Source organism: Chroococcus sp. FPU101 (assembly GCF_017312365.1).
In the GTDB taxonomy this organism is placed as follows: Bacteria; Cyanobacteriota; Cyanobacteriia; order Cyanobacteriales; family Microcystaceae; genus Chroococcus.
Window position 1 is genome coordinate 111,224 of the sequence record NZ_BLJI01000003.1, and the last position, 21,416, is coordinate 132,639.

General features: G+C 38.9%; 19 protein-coding genes. 13 read left to right on the top strand and 6 right to left on the bottom strand.

Going from position 1 to position 21,416, the window contains the following annotated elements:
- Nucleotides 1-282 precede the first annotated feature (282 nt).
- The 4 genes from CFPU101_RS05050 (at nucleotide 283) to CFPU101_RS05065 (ending at nucleotide 5,685) form a co-directional block, all read left to right on the top strand.
- Nucleotides 283-2,586, top strand: a complete 2,304-nt coding sequence (locus CFPU101_RS05050) for an ATP-dependent helicase (RefSeq protein WP_206814243.1) — start codon at nucleotides 283-285, stop codon at nucleotides 2,584-2,586.
- A 99-nt stretch (nucleotides 2,587-2,685) separates the two neighbouring features.
- Nucleotides 2,686-4,731: an FAD-dependent oxidoreductase gene (locus tag CFPU101_RS05055; RefSeq protein ID WP_206814244.1), complete on the top strand. Its 2,046-nt coding sequence runs from the start codon at nucleotides 2,686-2,688 to the stop codon at nucleotides 4,729-4,731.
- Nucleotides 4,732-4,807: 76 nt separating this feature from the next.
- Entirely contained in the window at nucleotides 4,808-5,419 is a 612-nt protein-coding gene (locus CFPU101_RS05060) for a chromophore lyase CpcT/CpeT (protein ID WP_206814245.1), read from the top strand.
- A 92-nt stretch (nucleotides 5,420-5,511) separates the two neighbouring features.
- Nucleotides 5,512-5,685 carry a metallothionein gene (locus tag CFPU101_RS05065; protein WP_206814246.1) on the top strand — a complete coding sequence of 58 codons (174 nt, stop codon included), beginning with the start codon at nucleotides 5,512-5,514 and terminating at the stop codon, nucleotides 5,683-5,685.
- A gap of 35 nt (nucleotides 5,686-5,720) precedes the next feature.
- Here the strand turns inward: CFPU101_RS05065 and CFPU101_RS05070 are convergent, their stop codons facing one another.
- Nucleotides 5,721-7,658, bottom strand: coding sequence for an ATP-binding protein (locus tag CFPU101_RS05070; RefSeq protein ID WP_242577775.1), 1,938 nt, complete (start codon nucleotides 7,656-7,658; stop codon nucleotides 5,721-5,723).
- A gap of 48 nt (nucleotides 7,659-7,706) precedes the next feature.
- Between CFPU101_RS05070 and CFPU101_RS05075 the strand changes: the two genes are divergently transcribed.
- Together CFPU101_RS05075 and CFPU101_RS05080 are read left to right on the top strand one after the other, a co-directional pair.
- Complete coding sequence (locus tag CFPU101_RS05075) at nucleotides 7,707-8,402, top strand: RibD family protein (RefSeq protein WP_206814247.1); 696 nt, start codon at nucleotides 7,707-7,709, stop codon at nucleotides 8,400-8,402.
- A 59-nt stretch (nucleotides 8,403-8,461) separates the two neighbouring features.
- Entirely contained in the window at nucleotides 8,462-8,881 is a 420-nt protein-coding gene (locus CFPU101_RS05080) for a hypothetical protein (protein WP_206814248.1), read from the top strand.
- An 11-nt stretch (nucleotides 8,882-8,892) separates the two neighbouring features.
- On the opposite strand, the gene CFPU101_RS05085 is transcribed toward CFPU101_RS05080, so the two are convergent.
- The 3 genes from CFPU101_RS05085 to CFPU101_RS05095 form a co-directional block, all read right to left on the bottom strand.
- Nucleotides 8,893-9,045 (bottom strand): hypothetical protein, encoded by a 153-nt coding sequence (locus CFPU101_RS05085; RefSeq protein WP_206814249.1) that lies wholly within the window; start codon nucleotides 9,043-9,045, stop codon nucleotides 8,893-8,895.
- 149 nt (nucleotides 9,046-9,194) lie between these two features.
- On the bottom strand, nucleotides 9,195-10,658 hold the full coding sequence (locus CFPU101_RS05090) for an MFS transporter (protein WP_206814250.1): 1,464 nt from the start codon (nucleotides 10,656-10,658) through the stop codon (nucleotides 9,195-9,197).
- Nucleotides 10,659-10,722: 64 nt separating this feature from the next.
- The gene (locus CFPU101_RS05095) at nucleotides 10,723-11,514 is read right to left on the bottom strand and encodes an S-adenosyl-l-methionine hydroxide adenosyltransferase family protein (protein WP_206814251.1); all 792 of its coding nucleotides are present in this window, start codon (nucleotides 11,512-11,514) and stop codon (nucleotides 10,723-10,725) included.
- Nucleotides 11,515-11,637: 123 nt separating this feature from the next.
- Between CFPU101_RS05095 and CFPU101_RS05100 the strand changes: the two genes are divergently transcribed.
- Both CFPU101_RS05100 and CFPU101_RS05105 read left to right on the top strand, forming a co-directional pair.
- A complete protein-coding gene (locus CFPU101_RS05100) occupies nucleotides 11,638-12,201 on the top strand; it encodes a DUF456 domain-containing protein (RefSeq protein WP_242577776.1) in 564 nt (187 codons plus the stop codon).
- 64 nt (nucleotides 12,202-12,265) lie between these two features.
- Complete coding sequence (locus CFPU101_RS05105) at nucleotides 12,266-13,594, top strand: CmpA/NrtA family ABC transporter substrate-binding protein (protein ID WP_206814252.1); 1,329 nt, start codon at nucleotides 12,266-12,268, stop codon at nucleotides 13,592-13,594.
- Nucleotides 13,595-13,600: 6 nt separating this feature from the next.
- Here the strand turns inward: CFPU101_RS05105 and lnt are convergent, their stop codons facing one another.
- Complete coding sequence (lnt, locus tag CFPU101_RS05110) at nucleotides 13,601-15,133, bottom strand: apolipoprotein N-acyltransferase (protein ID WP_242577777.1); 1,533 nt, start codon at nucleotides 15,131-15,133, stop codon at nucleotides 13,601-13,603.
- 89 nt (nucleotides 15,134-15,222) lie between these two features.
- On the opposite strand from lnt, the gene serS reads away from it, so the two are divergent.
- From serS to CFPU101_RS25965, 5 genes are all read left to right on the top strand, one after another.
- Nucleotides 15,223-16,506 (top strand): serine--tRNA ligase, encoded by a 1,284-nt coding sequence (serS, locus tag CFPU101_RS05115; protein WP_206814393.1) that lies wholly within the window; start codon nucleotides 15,223-15,225, stop codon nucleotides 16,504-16,506.
- A 91-nt stretch (nucleotides 16,507-16,597) separates the two neighbouring features.
- Entirely contained in the window at nucleotides 16,598-16,927 is a 330-nt protein-coding gene (locus tag CFPU101_RS05120; RefSeq protein ID WP_242577778.1) for a hypothetical protein, read from the top strand.
- Between the two features lie 138 nt (nucleotides 16,928-17,065).
- Nucleotides 17,066-18,883, top strand: coding sequence for a VWA domain-containing protein (locus CFPU101_RS05125; protein ID WP_206814253.1), 1,818 nt, complete (start codon nucleotides 17,066-17,068; stop codon nucleotides 18,881-18,883).
- A 126-nt stretch (nucleotides 18,884-19,009) separates the two neighbouring features.
- Nucleotides 19,010-19,741, top strand: coding sequence for a GMC family oxidoreductase (locus CFPU101_RS05130; protein ID WP_206814254.1), 732 nt, complete (start codon nucleotides 19,010-19,012; stop codon nucleotides 19,739-19,741).
- On the top strand, nucleotides 19,723-20,556 hold the full coding sequence (locus CFPU101_RS25965) for a GMC family oxidoreductase (RefSeq protein WP_206814255.1): 834 nt from the start codon (nucleotides 19,723-19,725) through the stop codon (nucleotides 20,554-20,556). Before CFPU101_RS05130 ends, CFPU101_RS25965 begins: the two co-directional genes overlap by 19 nt.
- On the opposite strand, the gene CFPU101_RS05140 is transcribed toward CFPU101_RS25965, so the two are convergent.
- Nucleotides 20,528-21,412: an SMP-30/gluconolactonase/LRE family protein gene (locus tag CFPU101_RS05140; RefSeq protein WP_206814256.1), complete on the bottom strand. Its 885-nt coding sequence runs from the start codon at nucleotides 21,410-21,412 to the stop codon at nucleotides 20,528-20,530. The two genes, CFPU101_RS25965 and CFPU101_RS05140, sit on opposite strands and share 29 nt — an antisense overlap.
- Nucleotides 21,413-21,416: the final 4 nt, after the last annotated feature.

The window sequence follows — 21,416 nt, forward strand, 5'->3', positions numbered from 1 at the left end:
TTTTTTTTAGCCTAACTTAGTAAAATTATATATTTAGTAATGATTTTTCTTGTAAAAAGTATGAAAATTATGATAGTAGTTAAGTTATTTTACGTTTTTTGAGTTTGTCTTTTATATAAAGTCGGGAAAAATATGGTTTTTAGGAGTTTAACTTAAGGCGGGGGTCACAACGCGGGAACAATCGTAATAATATGTTTTGATTAAATTTTGTAAATTAGTACGTTTGTATGAAAGTGAAGAAGTCGCTTAGAATAGTTGTCTAGTGACCCTAGTATCTCACCTATGACTATCAGTAGCGAAACCCTCTCACCAGACCAAATCTTACAACAATGGCGACAAAGTTTACGCCCAGGCCAACAAAGTTTAGTAGATTGGCAAGGGGGAAGGATGGCGATTTCAGCAGTACCAGGTGCAGGAAAATCCCATAGTTTAGCAGTGGCAGCAGCAATAACGATTGCACGTCATCAACTCCATGGTAAAAAACAATTAGTTATTGTTACCTATACTCGTTCAGCAGCAGCAAGTATTAAAGAAAAAATCAAAAAACGCCTCAAAGAATTACAACTCCCGCAAAGTGGTTTTATGGTTCAAACCCTACACGGTTTAGCCTTACATCTTGCCACTCGTCATCCCGACTTATCCCAATTAAATTTAGAGACAGCGACTATTGTCGTTCCTACACCCAGTCATCGTATCATTCGCGCCGCAGTCGAACAATGGATGAGCCAGTCACCTTATAGCTATCAAACCTTATTAGAAGGTTCACAATTTGATGGTGAAGAAGCCGAAAAATTACGCCGTCAGTCTGTCCTCAGAACCGAAGTTCTACCGAATTTAGCCCATATTGTTGTTAGAGAGGCCAAAAGTTCTGGACTCACCCCGCAACAAGTCTGGGACTTAAGCGAATATGCAACAGATAATTATAAGATTTTAACCATTGCCGCAGGATTATATGAACAGTATGAACGATTAATGCGTGCGCGTGATTTTATTGATTACGATGACATGATTTTAGCCGCTTTACGTGTTCTAGAAAATGATAAAATCCGTCAACGCTGGCAAAACTCAGTATTTGGGGTATTTGAAGATGAAGCCCAAGATTCTAGCCCATTACAAGAAAAATTGATTTCAATCTTAGCTCATGATGCTAATGATCCTAACTTACCACCTAATTTAATTCGGGTCGGCGATCCCAATCAAGCGATTAACTCTACCTTTACACCTGCTGACCCTGTTTATTTTAATTGGTTTTGCGATCGTTGCAAACAACACAACAAACTCGCCACAATGGATCAAGCGGGACGTAGTAGTAAAATCATTATAGAATCGGCTAATTATGTTTTATCGTGGGTGAATCGCACTTGGAACACCAAAAATAATCAGACTGAAACCCCATTCCGCTTACAAAATATCCAGACTGTTAGTATTAATGATCCACAAGCTGATGCAAACCCCGAACCGACAGGACAAGGTTTAGAAATTTATATCCCCGAAGACATCTATGAAACTGTTAACCTCATTGAAAAACGAGTTATAGACTTACTCACTACTAACCCCGAACACAATGCAGCTATCCTCGTGCGAGAAAACCGCCAAGGAAAATTTCTAGCTGAGAAATTCGCCCACTTTTATCGAGAATATGGAATTAGAGTCTATGAAGTCAGTGAAAGCGATCGTTTTTCCCAAATTCCTGAAGAAATTTGTAAACTATTGCAATTTCTAGACCGTCCCCATTCTCCTGATTATCTTAAATCTACCCTAGAAGTCCTTGAAAAACGAGGATTAATCGCCGCCCAAGACTTAAACGCTTTAGCCACCTATCCCGAACAATTCTTATATCCTACCCCACTGGAAAACCAACCGAAAAAAGAAATAGAAATTGCAAAAAATTTATGTTGTGAACTCCTCAAAGCCCGTTTAGAATTACCGCAATATCAACTGATTCCGTTTTTGGGCATGAAACTAAAATATTCAGGTTCAGAACTCGCCACCGCCCAAAAGTTAGCCAGTCGCATCTATCAACAAACCATCGGCAATAGTTCTCTTAAATCAACTCTAACCGTCTTAAATGAAATTATCACATCAGAACGATTTGAAGCGGTTGAAGATGATAACGACGAACTCTATACCCGAAAAAAACAACTTACTATTATCACCATGCACAAAGCAAAAGGACTCGACTGGGACTATGTATTTATTCCTTTTCTTCACGAGGATATTCTACCTGGTAGCTTAAGAGTTCCCGTCGCGGCGAAATTTTTAGGAGATTTTGGTATTGCAGAAGTTGCCCGCGCTCAATTGCGTTCTGCGGTTCACACTCAATATCAAAATTTATCACCGCGCATTCCCGAACCGATGCAAGCATGGACAGAAGCGGGACTACTGAAAAAAGCTGAGGAATATCGTTTATTGTATGTTGCAATGACAAGAGCCAAACGATTATTATGGATGTCATCAGCTAAGATGGGGCCATTTCGTTGGAATACCTTTCGCTCTGATCAAAGCACTCAGCTACAAAATAAAAAACCCTGTCCCGTGATTCCCGTTCTGATTAATCATTTTCCCGAATCTTTCATGACTTTTTAGCACAAAATCTAGACCATCAAACTTTTCAATTGAAACTAGGGAACAGAGATACCCAAAAAATACTCGAATGAATCTGGACATCATAAAGTACTTGGTGCAATGCTGATTAAATCTTGGTTTCGCTTTTTTTCGTCTGTACCCCTCAGTTTAGCTATTTTACAATTTTTTTCACCCCTGAGCCTTGCAACACCGCCCAGAAGCCCAGATCAGACCGTTGAGTGCGATATTTTAGTAGTGGGTGGAGGGTTATCAGGTTCCGCGGCCGCCTATGAAGCATTACTGAGAGGGAAAACGGTTTGTTTAACCGAGATCACTGACTGGGTGGGGGGACAAATCTCATCACAAGGCACCTCAGCATTAGACGAACGCCAAACCCAACGACAAAAACTGTTTTACCCTCAAGGTTATTTAGAATTTAGAGAACGCATCGAAAAACACTATCGAAAACTTAATCCAGGTGATTGTTGGGTGAGTGAATCCTGTTTTTTACCCGAAGATGGTCATCAGTTATTATTCGATCAATTAAAAGATGCCGCGAAAAAAGGCAAAGGTCAACTCAAATGGTTTCCCTCGACTGTCGTTAAAGAATTATCCATTGAAGCATTACCCAATAGAGGTACAGGAAAACAAATCACCAGCGTTACAGCTATTCAACATCAACCCGTAAAAGGAACACCACCCCTTAACACTGAACCTTTATCCCAAATTATTGAAGATGCGTATCGTTACGAAAATTCCCCCCGTTTCGACAAGAATATTATCCGTTTTGTCCCGAAATCTTCTAATAATCAACAATTAGCAGACTGGTATGTCATTGAAGCCACTGAAACAGGAGAATTGATCGGTTTAGCTGATGTCCCCTATCGTTTAGGGATCGATCCACGCACCTATCTCGAACCATCTTCCTCTAGTTCGACGGGTGATCCTTATTGTCCCCAAGGTTTTACTTATACCTTTGCAATGGAAGCGATGGAAGATCCCCAAACCCATCAAGTTCCCTCATTCTATGCCCAACACGAACCTTATTACAGTTACGAACTCCCTCGGTTAGCCAGTTTTAATCTTGTTTTTACCTATCGTCGCATCTGGAGTCCAAAAGACGGAGAAAAAGAAACTTTTGGCGGTATTACATACGATAAACCCACTGTTGGCGATATTTCGATGCAGAACTGGACATGGGGCAATGATTATCGCCCTGGTACGTCCCAAGATAATTTAATCTATACTCGTGGACAATTACAAGCAACTGGACAACTAGACCCCAGTGGTTGGATGGGTGGACTGCGAACTGATACCCTGCGTAAAGGGGAAGAACACGCTATCGGATATTTCTACTGGTTAGTCACAGGTACAACTGACTCCCAACTCGGTGACGGGGTGAAAAAACCTGAACCCAATTATCGGTATTTAACGGGGTTAGATTCACCGATGGGTACTGGTCACGGTTTATCGAAATACCCATATATGCGAGAAGGACGACGCATCATCGGAAGACCTTCTTTTGCCTATGAAGATGGCTTTATGATTTCTGAAATCGATATTTCTCGACAAAATTATAAAGATACGTTTTATCAAAATAATCTTTCACCTGATACTTATCGCCGTTTAATGGCAACACTATCGGGGTTAGAAGGGTTTAAAGTATTAGAAGGGACGATCGCACCAGAACAAGTCCAAAAACGCAAACGATCCACAATTTACCCTGATTCTGTGGGAATTGGACATTATGCGATCGATTTTCACCCTTGTATGACTCTATCACCCCCAGAAGCCCCAGGCAATACAGAACGCGCTGGCGAACGTCAAGGGGCAGGTAATGCGTATCCGTTCCAAATTCCCCTAAGAGCCTTAATTCCCCAAGAAATTGATAATCTTTTAGTAGCAGGTAAAAGTATTGCAGTAAGTCATATTGCTGCTGCTGCTTATCGGGTACATTCCTTTGAATGGTCTGCGGGTGCTGCTGCGGGTATTACGGCTGTTTTTGCCTTAAAAGAGAATATTCTACCTTATCAATTAGTTGACTCTGATTTGATTATTCAGGAGAAGAAATTATTGGATTTACGCCGTATTCTCGATGAAAGTGGCAATCCGACCGCTTTTCCTGATACATCTATTTTTAATGATAATTGGGACACTTGGAAGTAGTCGCAGAGCAATCTATTTCTGTGATGGGACAGTATGATTATGAGTGCCGATTAAATCTTAATGGTCAATAACGAATATGCTATCTCCAGAATTAATTACTCTTGGACGCTATCTTGCAGGAGAATTCGAGAATCAAAAACAAGCTTTTGCAGAACCTATCTGGTATGTTCATCTTCATCTCTGGTTACGTCCTGTTCCCTTGTTTCCTGAAGATAGTTTGACGATTTTTGCAGAACAGGCAAGTATTGTTAAGTTAGATCAGCCTTATCGTCCTCGTCTTCTAAGATTACGCCAAATTCAAACCAGTCCACTTAAAATTGAGGTTCAGCATTATATGTTTAATGATCTAAACTCAATTGTAGGCGCAGGACGTAACCCACAACGTTTACAAAATATCTCACTCGATGAAATTACTGTTTTACCAACTTGTCATCTAGCGGTTGATGTTCAACACCTAGAAGGCGATCGCTTTCATTATAAGGCTTTTCCGACTTCTGATACCCCTTGTCGCTTTACTTACCAAGAAAATACCTTTCAAGTCTCTTTAGGGTTTGAAGTCAATTGTGATGAGTTAAAAACCTATGATAAAGGAATCGATCCGCAAACGGGTCAAGCTATTTGGGGGGCGTTGATGGGGCCATATTGTTATACCAAGCGTCAGGATTTTTCTCATGAGTTAGTAACTTAAATATCTGAATGAGTATTCATATGTTATACTAAAAATATCTGAACAGTGATTCAGATGTTGTTGAAGCTCATTATTACTGGAGTAATTAAATTATGGATTCACTAACGGTAAACTTAATGAAATGTGCTTGCGAATCTTGTCTATGTGTCGTTGACACCACAAAAGCAATTCAAAAAGACGGAAAAAACTATTGTAGTGAGATTTGTGCCAATGGTCATCCCAATGGTGAAGGATGTTCTCATAGTGGCTGTCAATGTCATGCTTAAATTTTGGGGTTATAGGTTGATTCCTGTAACCCAATTTAATGAGGAATTGACTTTGATGGGTCATAATAATAATCTACATCTTTAGTAATTAAGGATGATGCTGCTAAAGGAATGATGAGTTCTACCGTTGTTCCTTTACCCAAACCTGGGCTAAATAATGTGATATCTCCACCCATTAAAGCCATCAGATTTTTAGAAATTGCTAAACCTAAACCCGTTCCACCAAATTTACGAGTCGTCGTACCATCAATCATGACAAAAGGACGGAATAATTTATGTTGTTGATTGGGTTCGATGCCAATTCCTGTATCTTGAACAGTAATATAAGCTATCGTTTCATCGGTACTGGTGCTAATCGTAATACTACCTGAATCGGTAAATTTAATGGCATTGCTTAAAACATTTAATAAAACTTGTTTAAATTTAGCTGCATCAGCATAAATGATTACATCTGGCTGCCAATTTGAAAGATTGAAAATTAGTTTTTTCTTTTGACTATGAACTAATTGTAAATTAACTACTTCTGTTAAAACAGTTTTTAAATCGAGTGGTTCAGGATTAATCGAAAGTTTGCCCGCTTCAATTTTAGCAATATCTAAAATATCATTAATAATCCCTAGTAAGTGAACCGCCGCATAATCAGCTTGTAATAATAATTCTTCCTGCTCTTGTAAATCATCACAATAACCATCTTTAATAATTCTCAGACAACCGATAATACCATTGAGGGGAGTTCGTAATTCATGGGATGTTGTAGCTAGAAACTCATTTTTTAACTGATTAGCATTTTGCGCTTCTCTCCAAGAGGAAATTACTTCATCACTCCAAGTTTTAAGAGATTCTAGCATTGCTTCAAGAGAAGTTGCTAATTGATCTAACTCTTTAATATAAAAGTTTCGTGGAATCGGTTCTTGAGAATGAATACTATCTTTATTTAAAGCATAATCTCGAAGTTTTTCAATTGGACGAGATAATTCACGAGCAATATATAAAATCGCTAAAATATTGCCAATCATTAAAGTTAAAACCATATTGGTTAAAACATTTTTGATATCTCTCAATGGTGCCAGAGCATAATCAAGTGGGCTAACCGCTAAAACAATCCATTTTTGATTTTTTTCAAGTGTAATCGGACTAGGAATGGAACTATAACCAGCAACAATTTCTACCCCATCTTTTTCAAATGAAAATAAATGCAGAAAATCTCGCCTTCCCTCAATTGCACTATTAATCAGATTTTGTAATCTGTTGTAATCTTCTTCTTGATTGATATTGAGACCGATTCGTTTATATAAAGGATGGGCTAAAATTGTTCCATTTTGACTAATAACCACTGGATTACCTGATAAAGAACCAGGAGCCATTTTTTCTCGGTTAATTAAACTTGTTTTAAGACTTAAAGCATACCTAAGCTTACCTTTTTGATCATACACTGGAGCCGAAAAAAGTAAATTAAGTTGATGAACTCTATTAGAAAACTGAGTCTCATCAACAGCAGGCATATTTTTAATATAAACGTCAGAAGGATGAGTCAAAACTTTATTTTTCTGACTTGGCCACGAATCAAGCTTGACTGCCTGAAACATCGGTTCATTGCAAGTATTAATCGTCAATTGATTTTTTTGTAGGTCAACCAACTGAACACAATTATTAGCCAAGGGAAATGTATAAGCTAATTGTTCTAAGAACGCTTTTTTTTCAATAGAGTCATCAAGCTTAAGAATGACACTATCACTAGCGGTTGCTAAATTAATTTTTAACGCTTGGATTGAATGTTCTATACTTTCTCCATTTCTAATAGCACTTTCAGTCAGATTTTGACGAGCAGTTTCTAGAAAAGCTGAACGCGCTTTACGATAAGTGATATAGACACCCATTAATAAAATAGGAACACTCACTAACAGTAAACGAGTCAAAATAATGCTGCGAAATGAAAATTGTTTCCAAGGCATATAGTTTGATTTTTGGCTCATTAGCTTTTTAAACTCAACACAATATTAACCTAGTTAATAGAAATCGTCATGAATAGACCACAAACCGTAGTGATTTTGGCAATGTCAATCGATGGTAAGATTGCTGATATTAAGCGATCGCCTGCCCGTTTTCCCTCAGTCGCGGATCGAAAACACCTAGAAAAACAACTCGCTGCAGTTGATGCGGCTCTGTTTGGGGCAGGAACTTTACGGGCTTATGGAACGACTTTACCCATTACTAGCCCTCATCTTCTCCAATGGCGACAAGAACAAAATAAACCACCGCAACCCATTCATATTGTTTGTTCTGCTTCTGGACAACTTGACCCTAATTTACGTTTTTTTCGTCAAAAAGTTCCGCGCTGGTTACTAACGACGAAGACAGCATCGCAATTGTGGCAAGCTGATCCAAATTACTTTGAACGCGTGCTAATTTTAGAAAACTGGTTAACCGTCTTAGAACAATTTAGTCAATCTGGAATAGAAAAACTGGCTATTCTAGGAGGTGGGGAATTAATCGCCTCACTGGTAGCAGAAGATTTAATAGATGAATTTTGGCTTACACTTTGTCCAGTGATTTTGGGGGGTGTTGATGCGCCATCTCCAGTCGAAGGAATCGGATTTATCGCCAGTGATGCCCCTTTTTGGGAGTTATGCAGCGTTGAACGGATCGAAAATGAACTTTTTCTTAATTATCGACGCGTCAAAGCTAGTGCATATGATACAGCAACCAATCTGAGTTAACTTGTATTAAATATTTATTAACCCAAGATTTACATTTTAGGTGTTGCAAGCAGACAAACATGAACGCATCCGAACAAGCCAAAGGATTAGAACTCGCCACTAAAATTGCTTCAGTCGTTAGCCTATTTAAGTTAGCCTTTCCCGATGCTAGAGCAGATCTTAAACCCTGGCATAATGATCCAGATACTCGTGAATGGATCGATCCCCATTCAATAGATATTGGCTTTCATTTACCCGGTTGGAGTCCTCGCTTCCAAAGTCGTAGTATTCTGGTGCAAATTCGCTTTCACCAAGATTTAGATACTCAACAAGAACGGCTAATTGGGGTGGAAATGGTGGCGTTTAATCATCAAGGACAGGCTTGGCGAATGTCAACGATCGAACACTGGCAATTAGTCGGATCATATCAACCTGCGGCCGATGTGATAGACAAGCTAAAGCAATTTTGCCGACAGGTTTTTGAGTTATTTAATGCCTAAGTACAGGCAGTTTATCGACAATCATCATCTTTATCCCCCTTACAGTCGCTATTATTGACGAGAGTCAGAGAATTGATTTGATCGGTAGAATGGTTGCTAGGTGTTGCCATGACTTTTAGAGCAGTACTAAAACTCATGCCCGTCACAAGCAACAGAGTTAACATAGTGTTCTTCATGAAAGTTCCGTTTAATGAATTTGACGATTTACTTTTACAATAACTGTTTCATTCAGGGATGTCAGTCCCATTATTAATTACCTCCATATCATAGTAAGCTGTTTTTGTCAAGGAGAAAAAAGTAGAAAATAATCGATTTAACTTTGTATTTTTGGCACACCATGAGGAAGATCGAAACTAACCGATTGTAGCGATCGTCCAGTGGTTTCCACACGAAACAAGTAAGTCATCACAGAAGCTAGAACACAGATGACAGCAAGGATCACAAGTAAAATCGGTGTGCCAAAATCAATTTGTAAAATCGGTAAAGCAAACGCCCCTAAAACTGCCCCTGCCTTCGCTACAGCCGCCGCAAAACCCGCCCCACTCGCACGAATGGATGTGGGAAAAACTTCACCCGATAACAGAAATGTCGTCGAATTTGGGCCAGCATTCATCATTAAATTAAACACAAAAAATCCCAAGAAAACTAAGGCAATATCAAAATGGCTTCCATCATCTAAAATATCGGATGCAGCTAGAATTAAAAGTCCGACAGCCATCCCCAAAAAGCCGACAATTTGTAATTTAATCCGTCCGACACGCTCAATTAAAATTACAGCAATAATAAAACCAATAATCAGAAAAATATCGACAAAAGCCGCCCCTCTAGCCGAAGCAAGTTCCTTATCTAAAAAATCGGACTGATTTGCAAAGGCTAACGCACCAATAATTGCAGGGGTAAAAATTCCGATGCCATAAGTTGCAATATCTTGTAAAAACCAGGGAATTGTCGTTAAAAGTGTTCTCCTCAGATAGCGAGGCGTGAACAAAGTCCCATATTCTAGACTCGGTTCACGTTCAGGGGGATCGGTTTCAGGGGTAATTTTAATCGGTTCATTGAGTAAGTCTGAGGCAGATTTTGTCGCTGCTTCATAGTCTCCTCTAGCAATAAAATAGCGGGGACTTTCATGGAGAAAGCTAAGACGTAAAAATCCCACCAAAATCGCTAAAATTAGTCCAACGCCAAGCATCCAACGCCAAGCATATTGAATTGCAGGTAAATCTGAATCGGGATAAAATCTTTGGAACAGGTGAATCACCACTAGCCCCGTAATTGCCCCTAGAAGCGCACCAAAGGCTTGAAAAGTAAAGGCCCCGATCACCATCCGTCCTCGGAGTCGAGAGGGGACATTCTCGGTAATATAAGCCACACTGATGGGATAATCTGCGCCTATTGCTACCCCAACCAGAAAACGAAACACAATCAAAGAAACTGCATTCCAAGCAAAAGCGGTTCCTGCGGTTGCAAACACAAACAGTGCAACATCCACTAATAGCATTAGCTGACGACCAATTTTATCAGTTAGTGGGCCTAGAGTGAGTGAACCCACCAATGAACCCGCTAAAGCAGCCACCGCAACGGCACCTATTTCAGTCGTACTGAGTCCAAAATCTCGTTGTAGAAATGGTAGTGCTAATCCAATAATAAATAAGTCAAACCCATCGAGTCCAATTAGTCCAGCCGATAAAGCCCAGAGTAACCACATGGTACGGGTAATATTAGACTCATCTAAACGTTGTTCAAAGGATAAGGGTTTAGCCGTTGCGGTTGTTGTCATCAGATTTCTACCCTAAATTTATTGTTTTTAGTTTATTTTGACGGAAATTAGTTGGATCGAGGGATTAAAGGGGTTGAAAAGTCACAATTTGATTGACTCTTGGTTTACCAAAACGTCGCCATGCACTTCCACCCCGTAAAAAGAGTTCCATCGAGATCATTTTTGTTCCGTCTTGTTTTGTCCATCCCGAACTCCCAGGGGCAAACGCAAGGGTTCCTTCAGGTACCTTAAAGCTACCATCAGAATAAATTGCATCGCTGACAAGATCTCCGACTCTAACAATAACTTTGGTTTGAGTGGGTAGATTAATCGAACTCGCAGGAATGGTTGTTTTTAGATTACCGTAACCATCAACCCATGCAATACGGTCTGAGGGTGGATCTGGAATTTGATGGGGTGCGATCGCATCGCCTAAAATACTATCATCTCCTTTCATAATTGCTGCGGCAGCTTGGGGAAAAACATCTCTTGAACGAAATTGTGATCCCCCGCGAGACACATTTAAGTTATAAATTGTTGTCGCCTCGTGTTTAATAAAAGAAAGGCTATATCCTGCCCAAACACCGACTATTTTTGTTCCATTAGGCAGCAAAGCATACGTTAACCCTTCTCCTTCATTATTAATTCGTCCTTCGGGGTTATCCTGACGTGGAGCGCAATTATGATAGACTAAACGATCACTAGGCCCAGTATTTAAACCCAGTTGAGCCACCCAAAAACCAGTAGCTAGGGTACTAAAAGGGGCAACCGAAAGACAATGTGGAGTCGCATTGGGGAGATAGGTTAACAACCGTTGAACGACTTCAGCAAAGGCGGGGTCATTGTTTCCGTAGTCAGCAATAATATGAATTAACATAGAGCAAACCTGAACAGGAGAGACATTCAAACTATATCGCACTCTCTCGCTAGGCAGGGATAGGAAAAAAGATGTTCAAAAATTGTTAGGATCAATAAGCTCACGATTTCTTTTGTTTAAAAAATGTCCTTGATCGCACTTAATCCTGGTATTGGAGACGATGTTTTATATTGGTTTCTCATCGCTGTCATGATGGTTGGTGTTCTGGGTGCGTTATTACCCGGTTTACCTAGTTCTATTTTTATTGTAGGTGCTATCCTTGTTTGGGGGGCGGTTAAAGGTTTTTCGGTTGTGACGATACCTCTGGTTGTGACTCTCATCGTTTTGTTGTTGAGTACGGGAGTTGAATTATTAGCGACTTATTGGGGTGTCAAAAAACTTGGTGCAAGTAATTGGAGTCAAATTGGGTCATTAATTGGCTTATTTGCGGGATTTTTTGGTTTATTACCCGCTTTACCCATTGGTGGGCCGTTGATTGGAATTTTATTTGGCCCTATTGTGGGTGCCTTTATTGGAGAATTTCTATATCGCAAAGAAATGGAACTCTCGGCACGTTTACAACTTTCTTTAAAAGTGTGTATCGGTATTGTCGTTGGTTCAATTGTCGGGAATGTCATTAAAACGATTTTAGCCTTAGCTGCAGTAGGTACCTTTATTTACGTGACTTGGCCTACACTTGGAACCTAGAGCGATCGTTAATCCGTCTTGAGGAAAAACGACGATATTATGATATACTGTATCAAAAATTTCCATGAAACGGCGTAAATTTGTTAAATATGCGGGTCTTAGTTCAGCTAGTTTAATTATTTCTAGTTGTGCGGGTGTTCAACTGCCAACACCAAACCAAGAAGAAGATTTTAAACTGGATTTAAGCAAACTAGAAAAGAAAAATTTATCTTTAGCTTATGTAGCGAGTACAGATGCAGCACCGATTATTATAGCCAAAGAAAAAGGCATTTTTGAGCGTTACGGTTTAGCGGTTGGACTGAGACGACAAAATAGCTGGAATGAAATCGAAAAAGGAATAATAGACTGGAAAGTTGATGCGGCACAAGGTCTATTTGCTATGCCGATGTTAGCACAACTCGGTAAGCAAAAAACACCTCTCGTTTCTCTGATGATGTTGAATTGGAACGGTAGCGCGATTACATTAGGTCAAAAAGCATGGAAAGGGGGAATACGTCCTGCATCTGAATATAAGAATTTTTTAGAGTTTTCTAATAACTTTCGAGACTACGCCAGAAATACGGGACAACTTAGTTTTGCTACTGAGTCACCTGCTTCGATGGATACCTATTTACTCCGTTACTGGTTGGGTTCAATGGGACTTAATCCAGAAAATGAAGTCAAATTTACATCGATTAATCCGTCGCAATTAATCTATAAATTACAAGCAGGTTCGATTGATGGTTTTTCCGTTGCAGAACCTTGGAATCAACAAGCAGTCGCTCAACAAATTGGTTTTATTCCTTATACTAGCAAAGAAATATGGCAAGGACATCCAGGAAAAATTTTAATCTCGATGCAGGGTTGGGTGGATAAATATCCTAATACATCAAGGGCTTTAGTTGCCGCTTTAATTGATGCTAGTCGTTTTTGTGATAATACAGAAAATCGTTTAGAAGTGGCTCAAATTCTCTCACAAAGTCAATATTTGAATGTACCGCAGCCCTTAATTGAAACGTCTTTAATTGATAAATATATGTATGAGAACTGGGAGAATTTTAATAATGAAACCTTCAAATTTACAGATTTTAATCTCTATCATTTTCAGAATACAGATTATTTGAAAAAGCCAGATCATGTTAATTATCCTTGGCAATCCCATGGAGTCTGGTTATTAACTCAGATGGTTCGGTGGAATGATTTGGGTTTAACTGAATATCCGAAAGATGCAGATCAAGTGTTAGATAAAATGTATCCCATTAAGGTTTATGAGGATGCAGCAGAAATCTTAAAACTAGATTTACCTAAAGAGAGAGATAAAAAAGAATTAAAAACCGCATTTATTGATCAAAGAGAATTTGATCCGAGTCAACCAATAGCTTACTTAAACCAGTTTGAAATTAGAGCCGTATAATCTTCTCTAACTAATTCTAAAACGAACAAAAATAATCCCCATCCCTAACACTAACAAAACCTTTGTTAACGAATCTCCAAAACGAACATATAAAGTTTGTGTATTTCGTCGATAAATTGTTGCAGAATGAATTTGATATTGATTAATTTCTGATATCCAAAGTGTTCTCCCATGTGGATCAATAAAAGCAGAATAACCTGTATTTGTTGCTCTAGCCAGAAAGCGATCGTTTTCAATTGCCCTGATTATATCTTGTGCGTGATGTTGTGCGGGCATTGCTTTACTATAATGAGCATTATTCGCAGCAGTAATAATAAATTCTCCTCCATTTTGGATTTGTTTGCGAAAGTGTTCAGCAAAAGCAGACTCATAACAAATACCAACAGAAGTTATACCAAATGGGGTCTTAAAAATTTGATTAGGTTTCCCTGGAACTAAATGAGCATCCAATGGAGATAAACGATTAATTATTTTGCCGAAAATGGGTTCAAATGGAATATATTCACCCAAGGGAACAAGTTTGACTTTATCGAAACGGCTGATAATCTCACCGTTTCCTGTTACTGTAAAAAGACTATTTGTATAATTGCTTCCTTGTACCCCAAATGCACCTAGCCAAACGGGAACTTTTTCTTGGAGTATTGATTGATAAAAAGAACTGTTTTGTACAATATCATTCCAAAAATACGGTAAAGCAGTTTCAGGAGTTAGAACCACATCAACACCCTGACTCGCTAATTTTTGATATCCTGTTGTATAACCTTCGATCGCTTTCCTAAATCCTTCGGGATATAATTTGATTTCATTGGGTATATTACCTTGAATAATGCCGACTTTTATCGCTTTATCTGGTGTTTCACTCAAAGGTTGCTGGAATAGATAAAAACCTAATCCATGGAATAAAACAAAAAAAGATACTGCTAGAGTAAGTAAAGTATAACTTTGAGAACGGTTTCTCGATAAATAATAATTACTTTCTGCCAGTAATCCATTAACTGCTACAATTGAAGCCGTTACTACAGAAAAACCCGATAATTTACTTAATTGCAAAATCCATAAATTATCAGGACTTTGGGTATAAGATAGAGAACTCCACCAAAGCGGGGTATTACTCCATAACCATTCTAAACCACACCACAAAGCGACCCCTAGAATTATTCTAAATAAACTATCTTTTAGAGTGTTAGTATTACAGAGTCGTTTCACAAAATTCATTCCGAAAGACCAAACGGCAACTAAAGCAGCACCCCAAAGCGTAATAAAAATCCAACAAAATAACGCAATTAAAAGACTCGCGAACCAAGGTACACCCATCCATGTCATCGGATGTATTCCCGTGATCCAAAATAAGGCTACTCCATGAAAACCAATTCCCCAAACTAAACCTAACAATATATTTTGTTTAAGAGAATTTTTAGAAAAAATAATGTTACTCCACAGTGGAATTAAAACCAGCCACGCTAAATAAAAAACCGAATTTGGTGCGGGAGATAACCCCATTAAAAGACCACCAAAAAAAGTTAGGATAATTTGGTTCATTTCGGGTAAACTAAAAATATAATGCCAGTGTTATGAGCAAAATCGGCTATTCTAACAAAGGGAATACAACAACAAGGAACGATAAATCGGTGTTAGACCTTAAGCAGATTCGAGAAAACCCCCAAACAGTACAAGAACTCCTCAACCGTCGTAATGCTGCCTATGATCTTACCGCGATCGTTGAACTAGATCAGCAACAACGAGAAATAGAACTCAAACGAACTCAGTTACAAGCGCGTAGTAACGAAATTGGTAAACTGGTTGGACAAAAAATTAAAAGTGGCAGTCAACCGAATAGTACAGAAATTCTATCCCTCAAAGAAGAAGGAAATAATATTAAATCCCAACTTGCAGACTTAGAACCTCAAGAAAAAGAAATTAAAACGCAAATAGACACTCTTGTTTTACAACTTCCGAATATTCCCAGTGACACCACTCCCATCGGCAAAGATGAAACCGATAACGTTGAGGTTAGACGCTGGGGTGATGAATATATCCCGACAAACCCGAATATTCTCCCACATTGGACTCTCGGCGAAAAATTGGGTATTATTGACTTTGAACGGGCGGTAAAAGTCGCGCAGAGCCGTTTTGTTAATCTAGTTGGGTTAGGCGCAGCTTTAGAACGTGCTTTAATTAATTTCATGCTTGATCAGCAAACAGTAGCAGGTTATACAGAAGTTTTACCCCCGATTCTAGTTAATAGTAATTCTCTCCAAGGAACAGGGCAACTTCCCAAATTCGCCGAAGAAAGTTTCAAATGTGCTGATGATGATTTGTGGTTAATTCCGACTGCTGAAGTTCCCGTCACTAATCTTTATCGTGACGAAATTTTAGAATTAGAACAACTTCCGATTAAACATTGTGCTTATACACCTTGTTTTCGTAGAGAAGCAGGAAGTTATGGGAGAGATACTAAAGGTTTAATTCGTTTGCACCAATTTAATAAAGTAGAACTTGTAAAAATCGTTCATCCAGACACATCAGAAGCAGAACATCAAAGCTTAGTCCAAAATGCTGAAGCGATTCTACAAGCGTTAAAATTACCATATCGGGTGATTGAACTGTGTACAGGTGATATCGGATTTGGTGCGGCGAAATGCTACGATTTAGAAGTATGGCTACCGTCTTCAAAACAATATCGAGAAATTTCGAGTTGTTCTAATTTTAAAGATTTCCAAGCAAGACGGGCGGGTATTCGTTTTAAAGAAAAAGGAAAAAAAGGTACTCAGTTTGTACATACGCTGAATGGTTCTGGTTTAGCCATTGGACGTACGATGTCTGCTATTCTAGAAAACTATCAACAAAGCGATGGTACCGTTAAAGTTCCAGAAGTGTTACAACCTTATTTAAAACGAGATGTCATTGGGTAATATAGTGATCACGAATGCTCAGAAATCTTAGACTGATTTGATGTATCTGTTATTCCTTTTAGTTTAAATGAAACAAAATTATAACAATACAATGATGACAGACGACGAAATTAAACAACTAATTGCAAAAAATGCTAAAGCGATTGAAGCACTTTCCTCCTCTCTAGCGGCTGAAAAACAAGAAAGACAACAAAAAATAATCCAATGGGAAAAGGATAGAAATCAACTCTATCAGTATTTAAGTAGAATTGCTGCTGCCCAAGCTTCTTTTTATGAAGTGCAAGCTGATTATTATCATCAGTTATCTATTTTAGGCGATCGTCAAACTCAGATCAATGAAAAACAAGCACAAATGCAAGCTCAAATTCTTCAAATTCTCCAACACATGAACTTACCAACTGATCCCAATATAGAAGAGTAGGCAAAAAAAATCCATATTGTATTAATCAATTTAGGATAGCTTGAATCAATACAAGTATACTAAATTTTGTTAAATTCTGTGCTTTCTTTTCTAAACTTTGGGCATACTAACAGCAAAACGCTGTGAGAACTTTGCCCTATGAAAGCAACCTATACTCTAAGTCAATCGTTAATTGCGGTAAATAGTCCTGCTACAGTAGACTTAATTGTAAATTTTCAAGCAAGAGAAGCCGAAAAAAATAAAACTCGTTGTCCTCTTAATTTAAGTATAGTTCTTGATCGCTCAGGTTCGATGGCGGGTACACCTCTGAAGTATGCCATCAAAGCAGCACAGAAATTAGTCGATTTTCTCACACCCGATGATCTTCTTTCAGTAGTAATCTATGATGATCACGTTGAAACCATTCTATCGCCTCAATACGTGATCGATCCTAATGAAATTAAATCCCTCATTGGTCGAATTCGTGCGGGAGGATGTACGAACTTAAGCGGAGGGTGGTTGATGGGATGCAACCATGTCAAAGCAAACCTTTCACCCAATAAACTGAACCGAGTATTATTATTAACCGATGGATTAGCCAATGTAGGGCAGACTGATCCAAATCTTCTCACAAAAACCGCAAGTGAGCAAGCCGAACACGGTATAACAACCACTACTCTAGGGTTTGGTACTTATTTTAATGAAGATTTATTGATAGGGATGGCGAATGCAGGTAAAGGGAATTTTTACTTTATTCAGTCTCCCGATGACACAACAGATGTGTTTGCGATAGAAATGGAAAGCTTAGTATCTGTTGTTGCACAAAACCTAACCGTTACTCTTGAACCTGCATCTGGAATAAAAATAGAAAGTTTAAATAGTTATCGTTTTAAACAAAATGGCGAAAAAATAGAGATTTTTTTAGGGGATGTCTATGGAGTAGAAAGTAAACCTCTTGCGTTAGCAGTTACACTTCCTGCAGTGTCGAAAACAGGAACATTACCCTTACTCAATCTCACATATCAGTATGACACAGTAGTCAATGATAGTATCGAGCATATTAGTCAAGAATTGCCCATTACTATTTCAATTGGGGAAAAAGATCAAGCAAGCAAAGTACAACTAGATAGTAAAGTTATCGAGCAAACCAGTCAACTTAGAATAGCACAAGTCAAAGATGAAGCGATCGCATTAGCTGACAAAGGGAACTATCAACAAGCAGCTACAACCCTGCGTCAAATGACAGAAGCATTAAAACAAAAAGCATTAGAAGAATTTTTTACTATTGCCGAAGAAATTAGCCAACTCGAATATTATGCCCAACAAATCGAAAATCGACAATATTTTGCGGATATTCGCAAAGAGATGCGAGATCAATCATATCAAAGTCGTAGACGAACCAGAGAAGATTTACATCTTAGGGGCGTTACATCAGGTTCAGCAGATAACTTAGAATATGTAGAAACTCCCGATGGTGGCATACTCGTTAAATGCGATCGTATTGGCGGTAAATTACGGATACGAGTGATTAGTAGCGGATATGATAGTGATCTAAATGTACAGTTTCCGCGCAGTATTCGAGAAGAAGGCATTACTTATGTTGTTGATGAAATCATTCCCTCTACCAATGGTTCATTTTATCGCGCATCAGGAAATATTAAACGACTCGGAAAAGCCCCCGTTAGAACTCAAAACAATGGAAAAAACACTCAATATCAAGCTGTTAAATCAAGTTTAACTTTAGCAGACTTAGAAACAACCGATCGCGTCGGCAATGGTATTTTAATTCAATGTGTGCAAGATGGCAAGAAATTAAGAGCCAGAGTTGTTTCTGATGGCTATGATCCTAATTTTAATGTCCGTTTTCCTCGTGGTGTTAGAGAAGAAGGAATTTTATTCGTCGTTGATGCAGTCAAGGAAACAGGGCAAGGTGGTTCTTATATTGCGATGGGCAAAGTGAAAAAATTAGTACAATAGTTTTAAAAAAATTCCCCCAACCCAAAACTTAAGACATAGAATTTAAACCTAACTCTAGACAGTATCTCCCACTAAGTCAACTTGTTATTTTAAAAATGACAGTGAACGAGAAAAGCTGAAATTTCTATGACTTCATTTGATTTTATTATTGTGGGTGGGGGAACAGCAGGTTGTGTTCTAGCCAATCGACTGTCAGAAAATCCTGATCTAAGTGTATTAGTATTAGAAGTAGGTGGGGAAGTAACACCCGATTCAGAAGATGTACAGCAATGGTGTGATCTCATCGGAAGCGACATCGACTGGAATTATCAAACCATAGAACAGCCGAGCTTAAACAATCGAAAGATTAAGCAACCGCGAGGTAAACTATTAGGGGGTACGAGTAGCCTTAATGGGATGTTATATACTCGTCCATTACGCCACAATTTTGAACAATGGGCATCCGAGGGTGCGATCGGATGGAATTACGAAAATATAGTACCCTATTTACAGAAACTAGAAGATTTTGACCAAAGCGGCGATCCCATCTTAGGACATCACGGAATACTACACCTAACAACGCAAGAAGTCAATACTGACAAGCATCATGTATACAAAAATATACTAGAAACCTGTCATCATTTAGGCTATCCCATCTATGACAATTTTAGTGCTTCTGAATTTATTGAAGGCTCTGAGGGATTAGGATGGTTTTCGGCTAATATTAAAGATAATAAAAGATATGGAGCGGCTCAAGCGTATCTAAAACCCGTGATGAACCGTAGTAATCTTACAGTCATCACCCATGCACAAGCGACTCGTATACTCATCGAAAACGATCGCGCGATCGGATTGAATATATGTACCAAGGGCAGCTAAGACAAGCCGAAGTTAAGCGAGAAGTCATATTAGCAGCAGGTAGTCTTGAATCTCCGAAACTCTTATTATTATCAGGGATCGGGGCAGAAAATGAATTAAAAAAACATAACATTCCGCTAAAACTTTCATTACCTGGAGTCGGTGAGAATTTTCACGATCATGTGACCGTTTCTAGCCATTTCGTCCTAAAATCAGACGTTGAAGAACCAGTTTGTAATTTATGTCGTGTCGCACTTTTCGCTAAGTCTGATCCCTCAATGCCTGTTAGCGACTTAGAATATTTAATGATGGTCACAACCCAACACGATGAAACAGAACAAGAAGCTAAAGCATTAACGATCCATGTCTCAATTCAAGTCCCAGTTTCCAGAGGATGGGTTAAATTAGCTAGTAATGATCCCTTAGCCGATCCCTTGATCCATCCTAATCTATTAGGTGAAAAAGCCGATCGCGATCGTTTAATCGCTGCTATCCAAAAAGCCCGCCAGCTAGTTAAAACAGAACCCCTAGCAGGAATCATCGAACGGGAACTAATCCCTGGTCAAAAGTATCCAACAGATGAAGCATTAGACACTTTTATCAGAGAACAGGCACAGTCTCAATGGCATATTTGCGGTTCTTGTAAAATGGGTATTGATGATATGGCTGTTGTTAACCCAGAACTGATAGTTAGGGGTTTAAATAATGTGCGTGTGGTCGATAGTAGTATTATGCCCTCAGTCGTCACAGGACACGCTCAATCAAGCATATTCGCCATTGCTGAAAAAGCCGCAGACCTTATTATGGCTAATCTTTACCAACTCCAAAATAGTTAGTAGGAGTACCTTTTATTGGAGTTTCTACAGCAAATAGATCCCCTGAAAAAATACTATCTTGAATATCTGCTTCACTCAAACCGATCGATGCAGTTGTAATATAAAGCGTTGTTAGATCCGTTCCACCAAAAGTACAACTACTTGGACGTGGCACAGGTAAAGACACCCGTAACATTTCTTTACCATTCGGGTCAAAACGGATGATGCACCAACCATCCCACATAGCAGACCAAAGACAACCCTCGCTATCAACAGTTAACCCATCAGGGGAAAAAGATTCTTCAGACAGATCAATGAATACTCGTCGGTTTTCGATATTACCTTGACTTAGATCAAAATCATAAGCATAGATAATTTTTGGTTTACTATCCGTAAGATAAAATGTTTGTTGATCCAGACTCCAACCCAAACCATTAGAAATCGTTAAACCCGTTTCCATCTCTTTGAGAGTCCCATCAGGATCATAACGGTAAAGAGATGCGTTTGCCCCAGAAGTACACAGCGTACCCACCCAGAAACGCCCCAAGCGATCGCACTTACCATCATTAAATCGAATGTCGGACGGTTTGTCTAACTTTAACAAACGTGTCACCGTACCATCTTGGATATCTAAAAAAGCAAGATGATGACGCAGCGCAATGATTATACGGTTATTAGATGCAGGTGCAAAACAAGTCACCACCTCACTCACATCGAAAAAGCGATCTTTTTTCGTTTTTGGCTCGAATTGATGCAAACGATGATTATAAATATCAACCCAGTAGAGACATTGAGCTTGAGCATCCCAACACGGTCTTTCACCTAGCCGCGCTCTCACTGTTAAAATAACTTCAGGAATCAATGAGTATGTATTCATTGAA